The organism is Sinimarinibacterium thermocellulolyticum, from assembly GCF_040327995.1.
GTDB classification, from domain to species: Bacteria; Pseudomonadota; Gammaproteobacteria; order Nevskiales; family Nevskiaceae; genus Solimonas; species Solimonas thermocellulolyticum.
Window position 1 is genome coordinate 13,576 of the sequence record NZ_JBEPIJ010000008.1, and the last position, 18,759, is coordinate 32,334.

Annotated in this window: 16 protein-coding genes; 8 read left to right on the forward strand and 8 right to left on the reverse strand. The window is 69.9% G+C overall.

Annotated elements, in window-relative coordinates; translation table 11 throughout:
- Positions 1 to 62 precede the first annotated feature (62 nt).
- The 7 genes from ruvX to gshA are packed head-to-tail and all read right to left on the reverse strand — an operon-like array spanning position 63 to position 5,377.
- Positions 63 to 476, reverse strand: coding sequence for a Holliday junction resolvase RuvX (ruvX, locus tag ABSH63_RS08395; RefSeq protein WP_352888961.1), 414 nt, complete (start codon positions 474 to 476; stop codon positions 63 to 65).
- 9 nt (positions 477 to 485) lie between these two features.
- Positions 486 to 1,049 carry a YqgE/AlgH family protein gene (locus tag ABSH63_RS08400; protein ID WP_352888963.1) on the reverse strand — a complete coding sequence of 188 codons (564 nt, stop codon included), beginning with the start codon at positions 1,047 to 1,049 and terminating at the stop codon, positions 486 to 488.
- Positions 1,050 to 1,079: 30 nt separating this feature from the next.
- Complete coding sequence (locus ABSH63_RS08405) at positions 1,080 to 1,613, reverse strand: Gx transporter family protein (protein WP_352888965.1); 534 nt, start codon at positions 1,611 to 1,613, stop codon at positions 1,080 to 1,082.
- Positions 1,613 to 1,972 (reverse strand): NusG domain II-containing protein, encoded by a 360-nt coding sequence (locus ABSH63_RS08410; RefSeq protein WP_352888967.1) that lies wholly within the window; start codon positions 1,970 to 1,972, stop codon positions 1,613 to 1,615. The genes ABSH63_RS08405 and ABSH63_RS08410 overlap by 1 nt, the downstream gene beginning before the upstream one ends.
- A complete protein-coding gene (locus tag ABSH63_RS08415) occupies positions 1,969 to 3,060 on the reverse strand; it encodes an FAD:protein FMN transferase (protein WP_352888968.1) in 1,092 nt (363 codons plus the stop codon). Before ABSH63_RS08415 ends, ABSH63_RS08410 begins: the two co-directional genes overlap by 4 nt.
- A 48-nt stretch (positions 3,061 to 3,108) precedes the next feature.
- Positions 3,109 to 4,056 carry a glutathione synthase gene (gene gshB, locus ABSH63_RS08420; RefSeq protein WP_352888970.1) on the reverse strand — a complete coding sequence of 316 codons (948 nt, stop codon included), beginning with the start codon at positions 4,054 to 4,056 and terminating at the stop codon, positions 3,109 to 3,111.
- Between the two features lie 10 nt (positions 4,057 to 4,066).
- Positions 4,067 to 5,377, reverse strand: a complete 1,311-nt coding sequence (gene gshA, locus ABSH63_RS08425) for a glutamate--cysteine ligase (protein WP_352888971.1) — start codon at positions 5,375 to 5,377, stop codon at positions 4,067 to 4,069.
- Between the two features lie 226 nt (positions 5,378 to 5,603).
- On the opposite strand from gshA, the gene ABSH63_RS08430 reads away from it, so the two are divergent.
- The 7 genes from ABSH63_RS08430 to ABSH63_RS08460 are packed head-to-tail and all read left to right on the forward strand — an operon-like array spanning position 5,604 to position 14,954.
- On the forward strand, positions 5,604 to 5,960 hold the full coding sequence (locus tag ABSH63_RS08430; protein WP_352889166.1) for a response regulator: 357 nt from the start codon (positions 5,604 to 5,606) through the stop codon (positions 5,958 to 5,960).
- Positions 5,961 to 5,967: 7 nt separating this feature from the next.
- Complete coding sequence (locus tag ABSH63_RS08435; protein WP_352888972.1) at positions 5,968 to 6,516, forward strand: chemotaxis protein CheW; 549 nt, start codon at positions 5,968 to 5,970, stop codon at positions 6,514 to 6,516.
- Positions 6,513 to 12,653 (forward strand): hybrid sensor histidine kinase/response regulator, encoded by a 6,141-nt coding sequence (locus ABSH63_RS08440; protein ID WP_352888973.1) that lies wholly within the window; start codon positions 6,513 to 6,515, stop codon positions 12,651 to 12,653. The genes ABSH63_RS08435 and ABSH63_RS08440 overlap by 4 nt, the downstream gene beginning before the upstream one ends.
- A complete protein-coding gene (locus tag ABSH63_RS08445; protein WP_352888974.1) occupies positions 12,654 to 13,118 on the forward strand; it encodes a chemotaxis protein CheW in 465 nt (154 codons plus the stop codon).
- A 12-nt stretch (positions 13,119 to 13,130) separates the two neighbouring features.
- Entirely contained in the window at positions 13,131 to 14,057 is a 927-nt protein-coding gene (locus tag ABSH63_RS08450) for a cation diffusion facilitator family transporter (protein ID WP_352888976.1), read from the forward strand.
- 37 nt (positions 14,058 to 14,094) lie between these two features.
- Entirely contained in the window at positions 14,095 to 14,550 is a 456-nt protein-coding gene (locus tag ABSH63_RS08455) for a DUF2721 domain-containing protein (RefSeq protein ID WP_352888978.1), read from the forward strand.
- Positions 14,547 to 14,954, forward strand: coding sequence for a VOC family protein (locus ABSH63_RS08460; protein ID WP_352888979.1), 408 nt, complete (start codon positions 14,547 to 14,549; stop codon positions 14,952 to 14,954). The genes ABSH63_RS08455 and ABSH63_RS08460 overlap by 4 nt, the downstream gene beginning before the upstream one ends.
- 74 nt (positions 14,955 to 15,028) lie before the next feature.
- Here ABSH63_RS08460 and ABSH63_RS08465 read toward each other — a convergent pair whose 3' ends face one another.
- Positions 15,029 to 17,608: a S8 family serine peptidase gene (locus ABSH63_RS08465; protein WP_352888980.1), complete on the reverse strand. Its 2,580-nt coding sequence runs from the start codon at positions 17,606 to 17,608 to the stop codon at positions 15,029 to 15,031.
- 232 nt (positions 17,609 to 17,840) lie between these two features.
- Between ABSH63_RS08465 and ABSH63_RS08470 the strand changes: the two genes are divergently transcribed.
- The gene (locus ABSH63_RS08470) at positions 17,841 to 18,752 is read left to right on the forward strand and encodes a helix-turn-helix transcriptional regulator (RefSeq protein ID WP_352888981.1); all 912 of its coding nucleotides are present in this window, start codon (positions 17,841 to 17,843) and stop codon (positions 18,750 to 18,752) included.
- Positions 18,753 to 18,759: the final 7 nt, after the last annotated feature.

Genomic DNA, 18,759 nt, shown 5'->3' on the forward strand with positions numbered 1-18,759 from the left:
CGAGTTTCGCCCCTGCCGGGCCGAAACCATTGTCAGTTCAAATGCCGATCGCCGTGCAGCGATCAACCGCGACTCTCCAACCACTGCTGCAGAATCACCCGCGCCGCCTGCGCGTCGCGATCCCCCTTGCGCACACGCCGCGTCAGGCGCCCGCTGGCGCGCGCCTCGCGTAGCAGCTCGTCGGCGGCGAGCGAGCTGTAGCGCTCGTCGGCCAGATGCACCGGCAGTCCGGTGCGTTGGCCGAGCTGCGCGGCGAAGCGGCGCGCGGCGGCGCTCATGCTCTGTTCGGCGCCATCGCGATCCAGCGGCAGGCCGACGATCAGCTCGGCCGGGCGCCACTGCTCGACGAGCTTGAGCACGGCGGCCCAGTCGTCGCCGGGAAACGACGCCAGCGCGCGCGCCTGGCCGGTGACGTCATCGCCGATGGCCGCGCCGGTTCGCCGCTGGCCATAATCGAAGGCGAGATAGAGCGGCATGCACCGCCTCTAGGCGTGTCCGGCCTCGCCGCTGAGCTGGCTCACGTCGACGCCGAGCAGCTTGGTCGCCGCGGCCCAGCGCAAGGGCGGCGGCGTGCGGAACAGGATCTGCTGGTCGACCGGGGTGTGGAGCCAGGCGTTGTGCAGGATCTCGCTCTCCAGCTGTCCTGCGCCCCAGCCGGCATAGCCGAGCGCGACGACGTACTCGCGCGGGCCCTCGCCCTTGCCGATCGCACGCAGCACGTCGCGCGAGGTGGTCACGTAGAGCTCGTCGCCCAGGGCGATCGACGACTCCCATCCGCCCGGATCGCCGTGGATCACGAAGCCGCGCTCGGGTTGCACCGGACCGCCCCAGAACACGATCGCACGGGCGTCCACGCCTTCGTGTTCGAGGCCCATCTGTTCCATCACCTCGGTCAGGAGCAGTTCGGTGGGCCGGTTGATGACCAGGCCGATCGCGCCGCTGTCGCTGTGCTCGCAGACCAGCGAGACGGTGTGACTGAAGTTCTCGTCGTCCAGGCTCGGCATGGCGACGAGAAACTGGTTTCTCAGGTAGGCCTCGATCTCGCTCATGGGGCCAGTATCGGCCGCGCTCGCGGGGAGTCAAGGCCGGGCGGCGGCCGGCGGCGGTAGATGGCGCAGGATGGCGGCCGCGGCGGCGCCGGTCGCGAGCCCGAACAGCAGCGCCGCGCTCATCAGCAGCGGCAGCAGCCGCAGCAGGCCCGGATGCGGCACGAAAACCGCATAGGCGAGGGCGAACTGCCCCCCCATGTGGGCCAGCGCCGCGAGCACCGACAGGCCGACCGCGCCGAGCTGCAGCGGCGGCAGCAGACGGCTGAAGGTGCGGCCCAGGGTCAGCGCCGCGAGGCTGGCGAGCGCCCCCGAGGCCGAGAGCCAGAATCCCGGCGCCAGGAAGCTGCCGACCAAGAGGCTGCCGACGAGCACGCGCAGCAGGGCCACCCAGATCGCTAGACGCAGCGAATGGCGCAGCAGCACGATCAGGGTCACGACGTTCGCAAGGCCCGGCTTGACGCCGGGGATCGGCGACGGGAAGCCGGCTTCGAGCACGTGAATGACGATGGCCAGCGCCGCATAACCGGCGACCAGGCGATCCTCACGGGTGGCTTGGAGCCGCATCAGTAGGCGATGCCGTCGAGCGGCACGTCGCCGCCGACGAGGCTGATGCTGACGCGATTCGGCAGACAGGCCGCGGCGTCGCCGCCGCGCTGTAGCCAGCCGCTGTGCACGCAGACTTGGTTGCGGCACGGGCTGCGCAAAAAGCGCACGCGGCCGTCTTCGATCTTGAGCACCGAGGGGCCGAGCCGGCCGTCGACGCGGATCTCGCGCGCTTCGTTCAGGGCGTAGCGGCCGGCGTCGACGCCACCGACACGCAGTTCCACATGCGTGGCCGCGACCGCCGGCTGCCAGAAGTGCGCGTAGAGCGCGCCGACCAGCGCCGAGGCAAGCGCGATGGCGAGCACGTCGCCGCGGTTCATCGCACCGTCGTCACGGCGGCGTCGTCGGCGAACCGGATGCGCGGCGCGAGCGCCGTGGTGACCTCGATGCGCCCGTCGGCATCGACGACGAACACCTGGTCGACGCCGAGCGCGCTTGCGGTTTCGCGCCAGCGCTGTGGGCCGGCCACGAAGATCGCGGTGCTCGCGGCGTCGGCGAGCGCGCCAGAGGGCGCGACCACGGTCACCGCTTGCAGACCGCGCGCCGGCTGGCCGCTGCGCGGATCGAGCAGGTGGTGGTAGCGCCGCCCGTCGGCTTCGAAGTATCGCTCGTAGTCGCCGCTGGTGATCACCGCCTCGTCGCCGTCGATGTTGAGGGTCGCCAGCACGCGCTGCTCGCGGTTTGGGCGCGGATGGCGTACGCCGATGCGCCAGGCACGCGCACCGCGGCGCCCGGCGGCACGCAGGTTGCCGCCGGCGTTGACGATGACGTTGGCGTAGCCGGCGGCGCGCAGCGACGCGACGATGCGATCGGCCGCGTCGCCCTTAGCGATCGCGCCGAAGTCGAAGCGCACCGCGGGCGCCGGGCCGTAGGCCAGCGGCGCGGCATCCAGCATGGGCGCCTGTGCGAGCGCGGCGACGGCGGCGTCGAGTGTCGCCGGATCCGGTGACGTGCTGCGGTAGTGCGCCTCGTCGTGAAAGCCCCAGATTTCGACCAGGCGGCCGATGCGCACGTCGAACAGCCCGCCGCTGGCGTGGGTGAGCTGCGCAGCCTGCGCGAACAGCGGCTGCAGTGCCGCCGGAATCGACACGCGCTCGCCCTCAGCCAGACGCTGGTTGAGTCTTCCCAGTTCGCCATCGCCCCAGGCGCTCCAGCGCTGCGCATACGCCATAAGCTCATCGCGCGCGCGGTCGAGCGCCATGAGTGCGTCGGCGCGGTCTTGATCCTCGCCCAGATACAGCGAGATCGACACGATCGTGCCCATCGCCAGGAATTCTTCGTGCAGCAGGCGCGCGTCCTCGCCCTGCGGCTGGCGCAGCGCCAGCCAGGTGAACAGCACCGCCAGCCCGATGCCCAGTGCGAGGCGTCGCAGGAACAGGCGCAGATGAGGCGATTCGGGCAGTTTCATGTTCTAGGGATCGGCAGCGGCCAGCGGCCGCAATGGGCACGCACCGTGCTACGTCAGTTTGCGTTCGATCGCGGCGATCACGTCGCTGCCGATGTCAAGGCCGCAACCGGCGTCGAGTTCGCGTACGCAGGTCGGCGAGGTGACGTTGATCTCGGTGAGGTAGTCGCCGATGACGTCGAGGCCGACGAACAGCAGCCCCATCTCGCGCAGCTTGGGGCCGACCTGCGCGGCGATCCAGCGGTCGCGCGCGGACAGCGGGCGCGGCTCGCCGCGGCCGCCGGCGGCGAGATTGCCGCGCACCTCGCCGTGTTGCGGGATGCGCGCGAGCGCGTGCGACACCGGCTCGCCGTCGATCATCAGCACGCGCTTGTCGCCGTGGACGATCTCCGGAATGTAGCGCTGCGCCATGATGTGGCGACGGCCGTTGTCGGTGAGCGTCTCGATCACCGCGCCGAGGTTCAGGCCGTCGGGCCGTACACGGAAGATGCCGGCGCCGCCCATGCCGTCGAGCGGTTTGTAGATCACGTCGCGATGCTCGGCGTGGAAGGCGCGCAGCGTCGCGGCATCGCGCGCGATCAGCGTCGGCGCGCAGCACTGCGCGAACCAGCTGATGAAGACCTTCTCGTTGGCGTCGCGCAGCGCGCGCGGGCGGTTGACCACAAGCGCGCCTTGCTCCTCGGCGCGTTCGAGCACATAGGTCGCGGCGATGTATTCGAGATCGAACGGCGGATCCTTGCGCATGAACACGGCGTCGATCTCGCCGAGGCGCCGCTCCTGCGCTTGGCCGAGCTCGAACCAGCGCTTGGCGTCGTCGAACACCGTCAGCGGGCGCATGCGTGCCATCGCGATCCCATCGCGCAGCCACAGGTCCTGCATCTCGATGTAGCGCAGCGTCCAGCCGCGCTTCTGCGCGGCGAGCATCAGCGCGAGCGTCGTGTCCTTGTACGGTTTGATGGACCCGATCGGGTCCATGACCACGGCGAGGGTTCTGCTCATCCGCAGGCCTTCAGGCCGCCCGCGGCGCCGCAAGCTGGCGCGTCGCCTCGATCTCGCGCGCCGCCGCCAACGCCGCCATGCGTGCGACCACGCCATAGGCGTAGAAGCGGTTGGGGCGTTCGTCGGGACCGCAGCGCGGATCGGGGTGGCTGCAACATTCCTCGAAGGCCAGCGGCTCGAAGCGCATGCCCGGCGCGTTGAGATTCTCCTGGTTGCCGCGTTGCGCATTTAGCCGGTAGAAGCCGCCGACGACGAACTGATCGATCATGTAGACCACCGGTTCGGCGGTGGCGCCGTCGGGGCCGAGCTTCTCGAACGTGTAGACCCCTTCTTGGATGATCGCGCTGGTCACCTCCCTGCCTTCTTTGGCGCTGGACATGTGCGTTCGCGCCCTGCGGTTCATGTTGCGGATGTCGTCGACGCTGCGCGCGGTCATCACGCCCATGCCGTAGGTGCCAGCGTCGGACTTGACGATCACGAATGGCTGCTCGGTGATGCCGTATTCCTTGTATTTGGCGGCGATGTCTTCCAGCAGCAGTGCGACGTTGGCTTCGAGACACTCCTGGCCTTCGCGCTTCTGGAAGTTGATCTGGCCGCAGTTGCGGAACAGCGGGTCGAACAGCCACGGATCGAGTCCGAGCAGGGCCGCCATCTCCTTGGCCACCTCGCGATAAAAGCCGAAGTGGTTGGACTTCTGCCGCGCGTGCCAGCCGAGATCCAGCGGCGGAATCACTTCTTGGTCGAGGTCGCGCAGGATCTCGGGCACGCCGGCGGACAGGTCGTTGTTGAGTAGCACCGCACAGGGCACGTAGTCGCCCACGTGCACACGATTGCCGGTGCGGCGCAGGGGTTCGAGGCGCAGCCGGCGGCCGGAGTGCTCGAGCGGCAGCTCGGTCGCCTCGTGCAGATCGGGAATCAGCGAGCCGATGCGCATGTGAAAGCCGGCCTTGGTGATCAGATCGACCAGCGTCGCCACGTTCTCGAGGTAGAACGTGTTGCGTGTGTGGTTCTCGGGCACCAGCACGAGGCGCTTGGCGGTCGGGCAGATGCGCTGGATGGCGGTCTGCAGCGCCTGGATGCACAGCGGCTCGAAGGCTGGATTGAGGTTGTTGAAGCCGCCCGGGAACAGGTTGGTGTCGACCGGCGCCAGCTTGAAGCCGGCGTTGCGCAGGTCCACCGAGCTGTACAGCGGCGGCGTGGTCTTGAGCCACTGTTCCCGGAACCAGGCCTCGATGTCCGGCGAGCGCCGCAACAGCGTCGATTCCAGCGCCAACAGCGGACCGGTGAGCGCGGTGGTCAGGTGGGGGACGGGGCTGTTCATGGGCAGACTCGATGCGCGCGGATCGTGGCACCGCTGCGCGGCGCACGGACGGGCCGGCATGGTAACCCAAGCCGCACATCGAGGGGGTCTGTCCGTGGACCGCTGTCGAAGCGGCCGGGACTGTGCTAAAACCCGCTGGAAACGAGCGCTTGCAGCCTCTTTTTGACGCGCTCCGGACTCGACTCACGGGGAGAATTGAGTGTCCACCGAGCCCATCGCGAAGGTCATGGTGATCGACGACAGCCAGACCATCCGACGTACTGCCGAAACCCTGCTCGCTCGCGAGGGCTATCAGGTGTCGACGGCGCAGGACGGTTTCGAGGCGCTGGCCAAGATCGCCGACGATCCGCCCGATCTGATCTTCATCGACATCATGATGCCGCGGCTCGACGGCTATCAGGCCTGCGCGCTGATCAAGGGCAATCCGCGCTTTGCCAAGACGCCCGTCATCATGCTCTCGTCCAAGGACGGGCTGTTCGACCGAGCGCGCGGGCGCATTGTCGGTTCCGACGAGTATCTGACCAAGCCGTTCACCAAGGACGAGTTGCTGGGTGCGGTGCGCTCGCACACGGCGCGTAAGTGAGGGAGGCATGGCGGGGGAATTGAGGGGGCTGCGCGATGACCCGTTCGGGCAGTTGGCCGAACTCGAGCGGCTGCTGCGCGCATCGCGCCGGGACGCCGCGGCCGGCGCGGCACAGAGCTGGACCGGACTGGGCTTTCGCATCGGCGACACCTGGCTGGTCGCGCCGCGCGAGGACGTGCGCGAGGTGATTCCGCCGCCGGCGACCACGCGCGTGCCCAATGCCAAGCCGTGGATGCGCGGTGTCGCCAACGTGCGCGGCGAGCTGCTCGCCGTGGTCGATCTGCCCGGCCTGCTCGGCTTGGGCGAAACGCCGCAGCAGCGGCTGCAGCGGGTCCTCGTGCTGAACTCACGACGGGTGCCGGTCGGCCTGCTGGTCGACGAGGTGGCCGGCTACCGCCAGTTTTCGCCGGGCGATCAACGTCCGGCGCTGGTGGCTCGCTCGCAACCCTTCACTCCCTATCTGCTCGGCGCCTTCGCGCGCGAGAACCGCCAATGGCTGGCGTTTTCGCTGCACCGGCTCGTGCAGGACGAAGCTTTCAGGTCCGCGGCGCTATGAACGCAAGCCCCCGTCCACTTCTGGCCATCGGCATCCACTGGGTGCGCGGCGAGCTCGATCAGAGCATCGCCCGGGCTCGCGCGCTGATCGATCACCATGCCGAATCCGGCGGCGACCCACTGCAGTTGCAGCAGGCCTATGTCGAGTTGCATCAGGTGCGCGGCACGGCGGCGATGATCGAGTGCCATGGCCTTGCGACCGTCGCCGCGGAGATGACCGCCGGCCTGCAAGACTTGATGCACCAGCGCATCGCCGAGCCCGAGGCGCTGTACGCCGCACTGCTCGGCGCCAGCGTGCAGCTCAGCGACTACATCCACGCGCTGGCCGACGGTCTGCCCGACTGCGCGCTGGTACTGCAGCCTGCGATCAACGAGCTGCGCCTTTCGCGTGGACGTCCGGTACTGACCGAGAGCGAGCTGTTCGTCGCCCAGATGCAGGCGCTAGGCGTGACACTACCGCTGCCGGTCGATGCCGCCGCGCAGCCCGGCGGCGCCCAGCGGCAGGCAAGGCGACTGATGGCGCTGTTCCAGGCCTCGCTGGTGGCCTGGGTGCGCGGCGGTGCCGATGCCCAGACCGGCGCCGCGCGCGCCGGCAAGATCGCCGAGCAGATCGCGCAAGATGCGACGCAGCCGGCCGTGCACCAGTTGTGGCGCGTGGCGGCGGCTTCAATCGAAGCCTACTTGGGTCGCGCCATCACCAACGCGCTCGAACTCAAGCGCCTGTTCGGTCGGCTCGCCGCGCAGCTCAAGCTGCTGGCCGAAGCGGGCGAGGACGCCGCCGCCGCGCAGGCGGGGGATCTGGCGTTCCAACTGCTGTTCATGATCGGGCGTTCGAGCGCCCAGGGCGCACGCGTGCGTGCGCTGCGCCGGGCTTTCGAGCTCGACCGGTACCTGCCGACGGTGGCGACGCTCGAGCAGATGCGCCGCCGTATCCACGGTGCGAACACGGCGCTGTTGGCCAAGGTCGCCAGCGAGATCCGCAGCGAGTTCGTGCGCGTGAAGGATCAGATCGACCTGATGGTGCGCACCGGCGATGAGACAGGGCAGCGCAGTGCCGCCGTCGCCGACAGCCTGACCGAGATCGGCCGCACCCTGTCGGCGCTCGGATTGCTGCGCCTGCAGGAGGTGATCCTGCGTCAAGTACAGCGCTTGCGTGAAGCGAGCGCGGACGGCGCGCAGCCGGCGCTGCTGATGGATCTGGCCACCGCGATCCTGCGCGTAGAGAACGATCTGGAAGACGCGTTGTTCCGGCAGATGCAGCTCGCCGACGCCGCCGCGCGCGAGTTGTCCGAGGACGTGCCCGCGCCGCGCGATCTCGCCGAGGGGCGCGATGCACTGTACCGCGAGTTCCTGGTCAACCTCGCGCGCATCAAGGCGGCCGTCGATGCCTATCTGCGCCATGGGAACGAGTCCGACCTGCCGGCCTGCGCTGCGCTGCTGCAGGAAATCGCCTCCGGCTTCGAGGTGCTGGCACAGCCGCAGGCCGCAGAGCTGTGCTGCCGCCTGTCGCGTCCTCTGGCGGCGCCGGCGTACACGCGCCTGCGCGAGGACTCGGCCTACGCCGACCGCTACGCCGACGCCGTGGCCGCGGTCGAGTACTACATCGAAGCACAGCGATCGCGCCTGCCGGGGGCCGAGCGCATCCTCGCCGACCTGATCGCGCGCACCGAGCGGCTGGAACAGCGCGACGCCGCCGCGGCGCCTGCGCTGGACGACACGGCCGACAAAGCGGCGGGCGAGGCCGCCGAGGTGCCGCCGCGGACTGAGCGCGTCGCCGTTGCGGCACCCGAGACCTTGCAACCGACCGAGCTCGCTGCCGGCGCCGATCCGGAGATCCGCGAGATCTTCCTCGAAGAGGCGGCCGAAGTCGGGGCGACGCTGGATGCCGCCTTCGCCGCCTGGAGTCGCGATCCCAAGGACCGTGACGCGCTGACCACGCTGCGGCGTGCCTTCCACACGCTCAAGGGCAGTGGCCGTACCGTCGGAGCGACCGAGATCGGCGAGTTCGGCTGGGCAATCGAGAACATGCTCAACCGCTGTCTCGACGGATCGGTCGCGGTGACGCCGGGCATCGTCGAGACCGTCGGTCGCGCGCGCGCTGCTGCCGGAACTGATCGGCGCATTTCGCGAGGCGCGCGACATCGCCGAGCGCAAGAGCTGGCGACGGTCATCGAGCACGCCCGCGAGTACGCGGCCGGCCGTACGCCGGTCGTGGCTACCGAGCCGGACATCGCGCAGGTGTTTCGCGAGGACATTGGCGAGAAGCTGGCTGCGGTCGAGCGCTGGCTGGCCGAACACCCGGAACCCGAGGCCGAGGTCGCCGCCGAGGTGGTGCGCGCCTTCCACACGCTGCGCGGCGCGGCGCGCGTCGTCGATGCACAGGCGCTGAGCGAACTCGCCGGGGCGCTCGAGGCTTACCTTGACGCGCTGGTCGAGGCGCAACGACCGCTCGATGCGCAGGGGCTTGCCCTGCTGCGCGAGGCCGTGCCGCTGCTGCAGCGTTGGGTCGGCGAGGTCGGCTCGACCGCCGTCGTGCGTCAGGACGCCGGGCCGCTGCTGCAACGCATCGAGGCGCTGCACGCCGAGCTGCCCAAGGCCGCGGCGCAGGCCAGCGCCGAGCGCCAGCTCGTCGAGATCTTCGCCAGCGAGGCCTTCGAGCTGGTGTCGAAGATCGAGGATCAGGTGCGCGGCTGGCAACAGTCACCGGAGAGCCAGCGTGCGGCGGTGGAGCTGCGCATGCTCAGCCACACGCTGCTGGGCGCCGCGCAGATGTCGTCGTGCCCGGCGGTCGCCAAGGTTGCGCAGGCACTCAACCGCAGCGTCGACGGTGCCGCTGCGCGCGGCATCGTGCCGGACGCGGCGGCGTTCGCGCTGTTGCTCGATCTGTGCGAGGGATTGTTCGGTTACCTCGACCGCTTCCGCGAACATCGCCTCGCCGACGACGACGAGGGTTGGACCGATCGCGTGAACGCGCTCGGCTGGGCACGCGAAGCCGAAGCCGCAGCCCCGGCGGCCGCGCCGTCCGGCGAAGTGCCGGCCGCGACCGAGCCGCAGGCACCGACCGAATTGCCGGAACTGTCGCTCGACGGCTTCGACGCGGCGCTCGATCTGCCAGCGCCGCAGGCGACGCTCGCAGCGGATGCGCCGCCGGTTGCGGATACGGCGATCGAACCGAGCCTCGATGAACCGGCGCCGCCGTCTGCCGAGCCGGCTGCTGCCGCAACCGACGGCGAGGATGCCGAACGCATCGTCGAGATGCCGCCGGATGAAGCGGCGCAAGGCCCGTGCGATCCGGAGCTGATCGCGATTTTCCGCGCCGAGGCCGAGGAACTGGTCGAGAGCCTCGACCAGAGCCTCGCAGCACTCGAGCGCGACCCACGTCAGTTTGCGCCCCTGGCGGAGATCAAGCGCGCACTGCACACCTTCAAGGGCAGTGCCCGCGTCAGCGGGCTCCACACGCTCGGCGAGGTCGCGCACCGGCTCGAATCCCTGTTCGAGGATTTGGAAGTGGGTGCCGTGACTGCCGACACGCACTTCTTCGCCCGTACGCACAATGTCGTCGACGGCCTGCATCTGGCGCTCGACGATCTGCGCCGGGGCGTGATTCCGGAGCCCCTGAACCTGCTCGACGAGCTGTCGCAGCCACTGGCGCCGGCGCCCGCTGCTGCGGCGTCCGAAGCGCCGCTCGCTACACCGCCGCCGGTCGCGCCATTGCCGCCGCCGATGGCGCCGGTGACGCTGCCGAGCGCCGCCGCCGCGTCGCTGCCGGACGATTTCGACATCGATCTCGCGCAGACCTTCGCTGCCGAGGCCGAAGAACTGATGGAGATCCTCGAGGCGGCGCTGCCGCGCTGGCAGGCACTGCCCGGCGATTTCTCGCCGGCGCGCGACATGCTGCGCGTGTTGCACACGCTCAAGGGCGGCGCGCGCATGGCCGGCCTGCCGGTGCTCGGCGACGCCGCACACGAGCTCGAATCGCTGATCGAGGGTCTGGAGTACGCCGGGGAGCTCGATGCCGGCGCGCTCAGGGTCGTCGAAGGCGCGGTCGCCGAGTTACGGCGCTACACCGACCATCTGCAGCGCGGGCAGTACGCGGCGCTGATCACCGCGACCGACGAGGCCGCGCAAGCGCCCGCGGCAGCATCAGCGCTCGACACCGGCGCGCCCGCCGTCGTCGACGGGCCAGCGGCCGAGGACGTCGCCGAGGAGGCGGCATCGCAGGGTCTGTGGGACCCGCAGTTGTTCTGGCGGCCGGAAGAAGACCTCGAAGGTCTGGCCGCGCAGCGTCGCGAGACCGCGCGCGTGCCGGTCGAGGCGCTCGAGCGCATGCTCAACGAGGCGGGCGAGATTTCGATCCACCGCTCGCGTATGGACGAGCACAACGCCGCGATCCAGGCCCAGCTCGACGACATGGCGCAAGCGATCCAGCGCGTGCGCGACCAGCTGCGCCAGCTCGACATCGAGACCGAGGCACAGATCACCGCACGCGGATTCAACCAGGCCGAGGGCGCCGACCGTTACGCCGGCGAGTTCGATCCGCTGGAAATGGACCGTTACACGCGCATGCAAGAACTGTCGCGCGCGCTCAACGAATCCGTCGGCGACCTCGCCGCGGTACACGCCGCGCTCGATCGGCTCGCCAGTGAAGCGACGACGATCCTGCTGCAACAAGGCCGTATCAATACCGAGATACAGCAGGGCCTGATGCGCACATTGATGGTGCCGTTCTCGCGCCAGGTCGCGCGCCTGCAGCGCGTCGTGCAACAGACCGCGAACGAGCACGGCAAGCGTGTCGAGTTCGTCGTCGACGGTGCCGAGGCCGAGCTCGATCGCAACGTGCTCGAACGCATGACCGCGCCGCTCGAGCATTTGCTGCGCAACGCCGTGATCCACGGCATCGAGACGCCGGAGCAGCGCGACGGCGCCGGCAAACCGCAGACCGGCCGCCTGAGGCTGTCGCTGTGGCGCGAAGCCAGCCAGTTGTTCATGGAGTTGGCCGATGACGGCCGCGGCCTCGATCTCGATGCGATCCGCCAGACCGCGATCCGTCGTGGCCTGATCCCGGCCGATGCCGAGATTTCCGACGACGAGGCCGCGCAGTTCATTTTCCTGCCCGGCTTCTCGACGGCACGGCAGCTCACCCGGGACGCCGGCCGCGGCGTCGGCATGGACGTGGTCGCGGCCGAGGTCAAGCAGCTCGGCGGCAACCTCGAGCTCGCCTCCGAGCCGGGCAAGGGTACGCGCTTTAAGATCCGTCTGCCGTTGACGCTGGCGCTGTCGCAGTCGCTGCTGATCGGCGTCGGTCACGAAATCTACGCGACGCCGTTGCCGAGCATCGAAGGCATCACCCGCATCGCGCGCGACCAGCTCGACGCCTATCTGGCCGAGGACGGGCCGGAGCTCGAATACGGCGGTCAGCGTTACCGCGTGCGACATCTCGCCGATCTGGTCGGCATGCCGCGCGAGGCCGCCAGCGATGCCAAGACCGCGCACGCGGTGCTGGTGCGCATGCCGGAGGGCATCGGCGGCAGCGAGCGCCACGTCGCCGTCGTCGTCGACCGCTTGATCGGCAGTCGCGAAATCGTCTCCAAGGCGGTCGGCCCGCAGATCAGTTCGATTCCGGGAATCAGCGGTGCAACCATCCTCGCCGACGGCCGCGTCGTGTTGATCCTCGACATCGCCGCATTGGTGCAGGACCGCACGCGGCGCGTGCTGCGCACGCAGATGGCCGAGCGCAGCGGCGGCGAGGCGCCGCTGGCCGCGCAGCGCGACACCATCATGGTCGTCGACGACTCGATCACGATCCGCCGTGTCACCGAGCGCCTCTTGGCCAAGCACGGCTTTGCCGTGGTCACCGCCAAGGACGGTCTCGATGCCATGGCGCAGCTCGCCACCGAGCGCCCCGCGGCAATCCTGCTCGACATCGAGATGCCGCGTGCCGACGGGTTCGAGGTCGCGACCTTCGTGCGCAACACCTCGGCGATCGCGCGCACGCCGATCCTGATGATCACCTCGCGCTCGGGCGACAAGCACCGCGAGCGCGCCGCGGCGATCGGCGTCGACCGTTATCTGATCAAGCCCTACCAGGAGGACCAGTTGCTCGGTGAGCTGCGCGCGGTCCTCGCGGAGCGTCGATAAGTGAACGCCGATGAACTCTATGCGGTGCTGATGTCGGTGCATGACGACACCCTGCTGCTGCCCAACGCCGCGGTGGCCGAGGTGCTCGCGCGCGATGCCCTGCAGCCGGCCAGCGGCGGCCCCGACTGGCTCGCCGGATTCTGCGACTGGAACCACAAGCGCGTGCCGGTCGTGCGCTTCGAAGTGCTCAACGGCGGCGAGCGCGGCGGCGATCCGCGGCGGGAACGCATCGTCGTGCTGCACTCGCTCGGCCGTCACGTGCCGGGCGGGCACATCGGCTTCGTCGCGATGGGTTATCCGCACCTGGTGACGCTCAACCGCTCGGCGCTGCGCCCGATGGCGCTCGATCGTGGCGATGTCGACGAGTTCGTGCTCTCGCGCGTGCGCATTGCCAGCCAGATCGCGCTGATTCCCGATCTCGAAGCGGTCGAGGCGCGGATCGCCGGCGCGCTGGCTGCGGCCTAGCGGATTCGCGGCATGGCCGCGAGTCTTGCGTCCGCGCCGGCGGCTCAGGCGCACCGCTGGATGCTGCTGTCGATCGCCGCGGCACTGGCGACGATGGTGCTCAAGCTCGGCGCGTGGAGGCTGACCGGTTCGGTCGGCCTTTTGTCCGACGCGCTCGAAAGCGTGGTCAATCTCGGCGCCGCGCTGCTCGGCTTTGCGATGCTGCGCCTCGCGATCCAGCCGGCGGATGACGAGCACGCGCACGGGCACGGCAAGGCCGAGTACTTCGCCAGCGGCTTCGAAGGCGCGCTGATCTTCGTCGCCGCGCTGGCGATCGCCTGGAGCGCGTGGCCGCGGCTGTTCGATCCGCAGCCGCTGGCGCAGCCGGGCCTGGGCCTGGCCATCGCGCTCGTCGCCGCGGCGATCAATGGCGGTGTCGCGCTGCTGTTGCGGCGCGCCGCGCAGCGGCACCGTTCGCTCACGCTCGAGGCCGATGCCCAGCACTTGCTGACCGACGTGTGGACCTCGCTCGGCGTCGTCATCGGCGTGGCCCTGGTCGCCGTCAGTGGCTGGCTGCTGCTCGATCCCTTGATTGCGCTGGCGGTCGCGACGCACATCCTGTGGACCGGCTGGCGTCTGTTGCGCGAGTCCGCCGCCGGATTGATGGACGCCTCGCTGCCGGCGGCCGAGCGCGCCAAGCTGGATGCGATCCTCGACGACTTTCGCGGTGAGGGCATCGATTTCCACGCGGTGCGCACGCGGCGTTCCGGAGCGCGTCACTTCGTCAGCTTCCACGTGCTGGTGCCGGGGCGTTGGAGCGTGCAGCGCGGCCACGACTTCGTCGAACGCATCGAATCGCGCATCGCCGCCGAGCTCGCGCCGGTGAGCGTGCTGACCCATCTGGAGCCGATCGAAGACCCCGCGGCGCACGCCGACACCGGTCTGGACCGCGTACCGTGATGGCGGCGCCCGCCGCGGCCGGCTAGGATCGGCACCCATGGCCAACCCGTTCGGTGGCGGCGACGTGAGCACCGTGGCGCACGCGATCCAGCTCGCGGTCGCGCCGGCGTTTCTGTTGACCGGCGTCGGCGCGACGCTCAACGTCATGGCCAGCCGTCTCGCCCGCGTGGTCGACCGTGCCCGCATTCTCGAGCAGCGGCTCGACGGCATCCGCGGCGCGGAGCGCGATCAGGTGCTGGCTGAGCTCGGTACGCTCGCGCGGCGGGCGAAGCTGATCGGTCGGGCGATCGGCTTGTGTACGTTTGCCGCGCTCGCGGTCGCCACCGTCATCATCGTGCTGTTTTTCGGTGCGGTGACGCCGGTACGGGTATCGGCACCGGTGGCGCTGTTGTTCATCGTTGCGATGCTCGCGTTGATCCTTGCGCTGCTGCTGTTCCTGCGCGAGGTGTTCCTGGCCACGCGCAGCCTGCGCATCGGCGGGCGCCAGACATGATCGAGCTGATCGCCAATATCGATGTCGACGACCTGTCCGCCGCACTCGCGTTCTACGTCGATGGCCTGGGTCTGGCCGTGCGCCGGCGTTTCGGCGACCTCGGCGTCGAGCTCTGCGGCGCGTCGTCGTCGATCTTCCTGCTGGTCAAGCCGGCCGGCACGACGCCGGCGCCCGATGCCGCAGCGCGCGACTACCGCCGCCACTGGACGCCGGTGCATCTGGATTTCGTCGTCGACGATGTCCAGGCCGCCGCGGCGCGTGCGGTCGCCGCCGGCGCCCGCCTCGAAGGCGAGATCCGCACCCACCGCTGGGGCCGCATCGCGCATCTGGCCGATCCCTTCGGTCACGGCGTCTGCCTGATCCAGTTCCTCGACCGCGGCTACGATGAAATCGCCGACGCCTGAGGGTGCCCGTGGTATGGCCTTTGGAGGGCCGCGAGCATCGCCGCCCGCGGCCTCGATGGTCCCGCGGCCGGTCCTCAGCTCGGGAACGGTACGGTCGCGAAGGTGCGCACGGCGAACGCGGCGTACTCGGCGCGGCTGACGGTGCCACGCGGGTTGATGCGCGCCTGGCCGTCCTCGATTTCGGCATCGAGGATGCGCAGGTTCAGGGCTTCCTGGACGTGGCCGAGCAGGGCAGGGTCGACGTCGGCGGCGTCGACCACCGGCACCGGGTTGCCGTCGGCGTCCGGCGCGGTGAGCGCAGTGCCGGCATGGCCTTGGGCGCGCGCCTGCAGGCCGATGGCCTGGACCAGCGCGTAGGCGACCTGCTCGCGCGTGACCGGCGCCGAGGGCCGGAAGTTGGCGCCCTGCAGCGGCATCAACGGCAGCGAGGCAGTATCGCGGCTCAGGATCAGCTGGCCGCTGCGCGTGACGGCTTCTGCCGCGGCGGCGACATGGCCGGCGTCGGCCGGGATGTCGATGAAGCGCAAACTGCCGTCGTGCGCGCGCGTCTGGCGCACGCCCCAGGCCATGAGGTATTCGGCGAACTGCGCGCGTGTCAGCGGCAGGTCCGGCTTGAAGCCGCCGGGCAGGCCGTCGATCAGGCGCTCGGCGACCGCGGTCAGCACGAACGCTTCGAGCGGATGGCCGAACACGTCGTCCACGCCGCGCGGCGCGGCGGCAGTGAACTGGGTGACGTTGATGTCCGCCGAACCGGGGCCGGCGATGCCGTTGGTGACGCCGGCCGGATCGAGCGGCACGCCGGACACCGAGCCGATGCCGCGCAAGGTGAGAGTCCAGGTGCCAGGAATGCCGCGGCCGACGGCGGCGACATTCGAGCCGAGTAGTGGCAGGGCGATGCCCGAGCCATAGCGCGTGCCTTCGGGGTCGATCAGCACGACCGCGCAGGTGCAGGGATTGCCGAGCGGCTGGCTCCACTGCGCGGTGACCAGGGCGATGTCGTCGCCGACCTCGAACTGCACCTCGCTGACTGGCCCGACCGGCGCGAAGTCGATGGTGTAGCGCTCGCTACTGGCGTCGCCCAGGCCGATCTCGGCGTAGAAGCCGCGCTGCGAGTGATTGGTGCTGCCGTAGTCGTCGCGCAGCGCGAGCGCCACTGCCAGCGCGGCCTCGACGTTGGCGAAGCCGGCACCCACTTCCCAGCTCGCGTAGCCGGGCATATTCGTCGCGGTCTGTTTGAAGATCTGTTTGACCTCGCGCCAGGTCAGCGCCGGGTTGGCTTCGAGCAGCAGCGCGGTCAGGCCGGCCAGGTGCGGCGCGGCCATGCTGGTGCCGGTCTTGCGCGTGTAGAACGGAATCAGTTCCGGCGGAATCTCGCCGGACTCGATATCGGCCTGCAGATCCAGCGGCGTGAACGGATCGGCGGCGACGGCGCGCGCGGAGATGTAGTCGGTGCCCGGCGTGACCACGGTCGGCCGGTCTTCGACCACGAAGGTTTCACCGTCGACCTCGACCGTGTAGCTCGGGTGCGCCAGCGAGCCGCGCGACGACGACGGCGCGAGCAGGCCGGATTTCTCGCCGTTGGCGGCCACCAACACCCAGGGTGCTTTCTTGAAGTTGCCGGTGATCGTGTCCTGGCCCGATCCGGAATTGCCGGCCGAGAACACGACGATGACGCCGCGATCGGCCAGCGCCTTGGTGGCGATGTTGGTCGGATCGTCGGGATCGAAGCAGGTACCGACGTCGCCGGTGTTGCCGAAGGAATTGGTGACGATGCGCAGGTTGAGCTCCGGCGCTTCGTCGAGCAGCTTGAGCGCGTAATCGAAGCCGCCGAGCGTGTCGAGCACGAACACGACCGCGCCGGAGCCGTAGCCTACGAGCGTGGCGCCCTTGGCCGCGCCGGCGAAGCGGCCGCCCGAGGCCGTGCCGTCACCACCGGCGATGCCGGCCACGTGGGTGCCGTGCGAGCCGAGCAGGTCGGTGTTGGGCACGCCCTCGATCGGCGTGAACGGCACCATCTGGTTCTCGGTCAGGCTGCGCAGGTTCAGGTGCCCGAGGGCATTGCGCACCACCTTGTCGCCGAAGGCGAGATCCGGATGCGTCGCGTCGATGCCGGAGTCGTTGACCAGGATGGTCACGCCCTTGCCGGTGATCGGCTCGCCGGTGGCGTTGCGCAGCGCCGGCGCCGCCTGGGCCTGGTCCACCGAGGTCAGGTAGCGGGCGACCTCGTCCTCGTAGCTCAGCGGTGCGTTCCAGCGCACCGAGCGCACACCGGGCAGCGCTTGCAGAGCCTCGATCTGACGGCGCGTGGCCAGCACGCCGGCGATCGGCAGGCGACTGAGGGTGTAACCCCGCAGACCGAGCCGTTCGAGCAGACCGATGCGGTCGGGGCCGAGCGGGCCCTCGCCGTCGAAGCTGACGATCACCTCGAGCAGCTCGTCCTCCCCGAGCAGACCGATGCGTTCGGTGGTGGCGGCCTCGGGGTCGGTGCACTGGGCTTCGGCGAGCGGCGGTGGCGGGGGTAGCGGGGCGATGCCGCCGGGCTGGGCCGGCACGCCGCCGGTCTGGGGCGCGGTGCTGCTGCCGCAGGCAGCGAGCAGCACGCACAACAACAGCGCGGCGCCGCGGCTGCGGCCCGGAGTCGCAACATGGTTCATCTCTCACCCTCTTCCAATGACGACAAGTCCGGCCTCTGGCGGGCCGGATGATCGGTAACGCAAGCACGAAACGTACCGTGCGCGCAGTGTAGGCCGTCCGGCGCCGCCGCGCGTCAGGGTTTTCCCCAAGCGCTTGCGGCCGGCGGCGAGCGTGTTGTATCTACGCGTAAACACAGCGCAGGGATGCCGCATCGGCTGCGGCCATCGACACGGGACGACGAGGATGCCGGACATGGCAGACAGCGGGCTCGACCGGCTCATCGAGGCGCTGTACGGCTGTGTCGTCGAATATCCGGACCCCGCGGTTTTTCGCGCCGCCGCCTTGGAGCGGCTGTGTGCCTGGTGTGGGGCCGGGGCCGCCGCCTGGCTGACCCAGACCGCGCAGGGGCAGCAGGCCGATTTCACCCACTGGCGGTCATCGCTCGAGGCCGCGCAGGTGGCGGCGATCGCCTGTTCGTCGGATCGGCGCTGGCGCGAGCTCTCGCCGGCCGCGGACTGGTTGGTCGACGGACGCCCGGCGGCTACCGCGCTGGCCTTGCGGCTGGTACATCGTGCAATGCCGCTGCACAGCACGGTGCTGCTGCTGTTCGCCGGCGCACCCGGGGTCGCCGGCGCTGCGCTGCAACGTGCACTGGGCCACCTGGTGCAGGCCGGCAGTCTTTCGCTGCTGCAGCTGATCCAGCGCGACCAATGGTTGCAATCCTTGGGGCGGCCCTCCCGCGGTTGCGCCGCACTGGTCGATGCGCAGGGGCGCATCGTCCTCGCCAGCCGGCGCTTCTTCGAACTGCTGCCGGATCTCGGGCACACCGGGGACGATCCACGTCTGCCGTTCCCGCTGCCGGCGGCGGTGCTCGCCCCAGGGCATGGCGAGCTCGATCTCGACCGGCTGCACGTTCGCATGCGGCGCAGCGGCGGGCTGCTGCTGATGCATGCGCGCCGGCCGCACCCGCTGGACGCCCTCACCCCGCGCGAGCAAGAGATTGCCCGCGCGCTCGCCGCCGGCAAGACCTTCAAGACCATCGCCCGCGACTTCGACATCGCGATCAGCACCGTGGCCAATCACGCCTCGCGCATCTACCGCAAGCTCGGCTTGTTCCGGCGCGAGGAGCTCGTCGGCCTGCTGCGCCAGACGGCGGCTGCGTAGCGGGGCG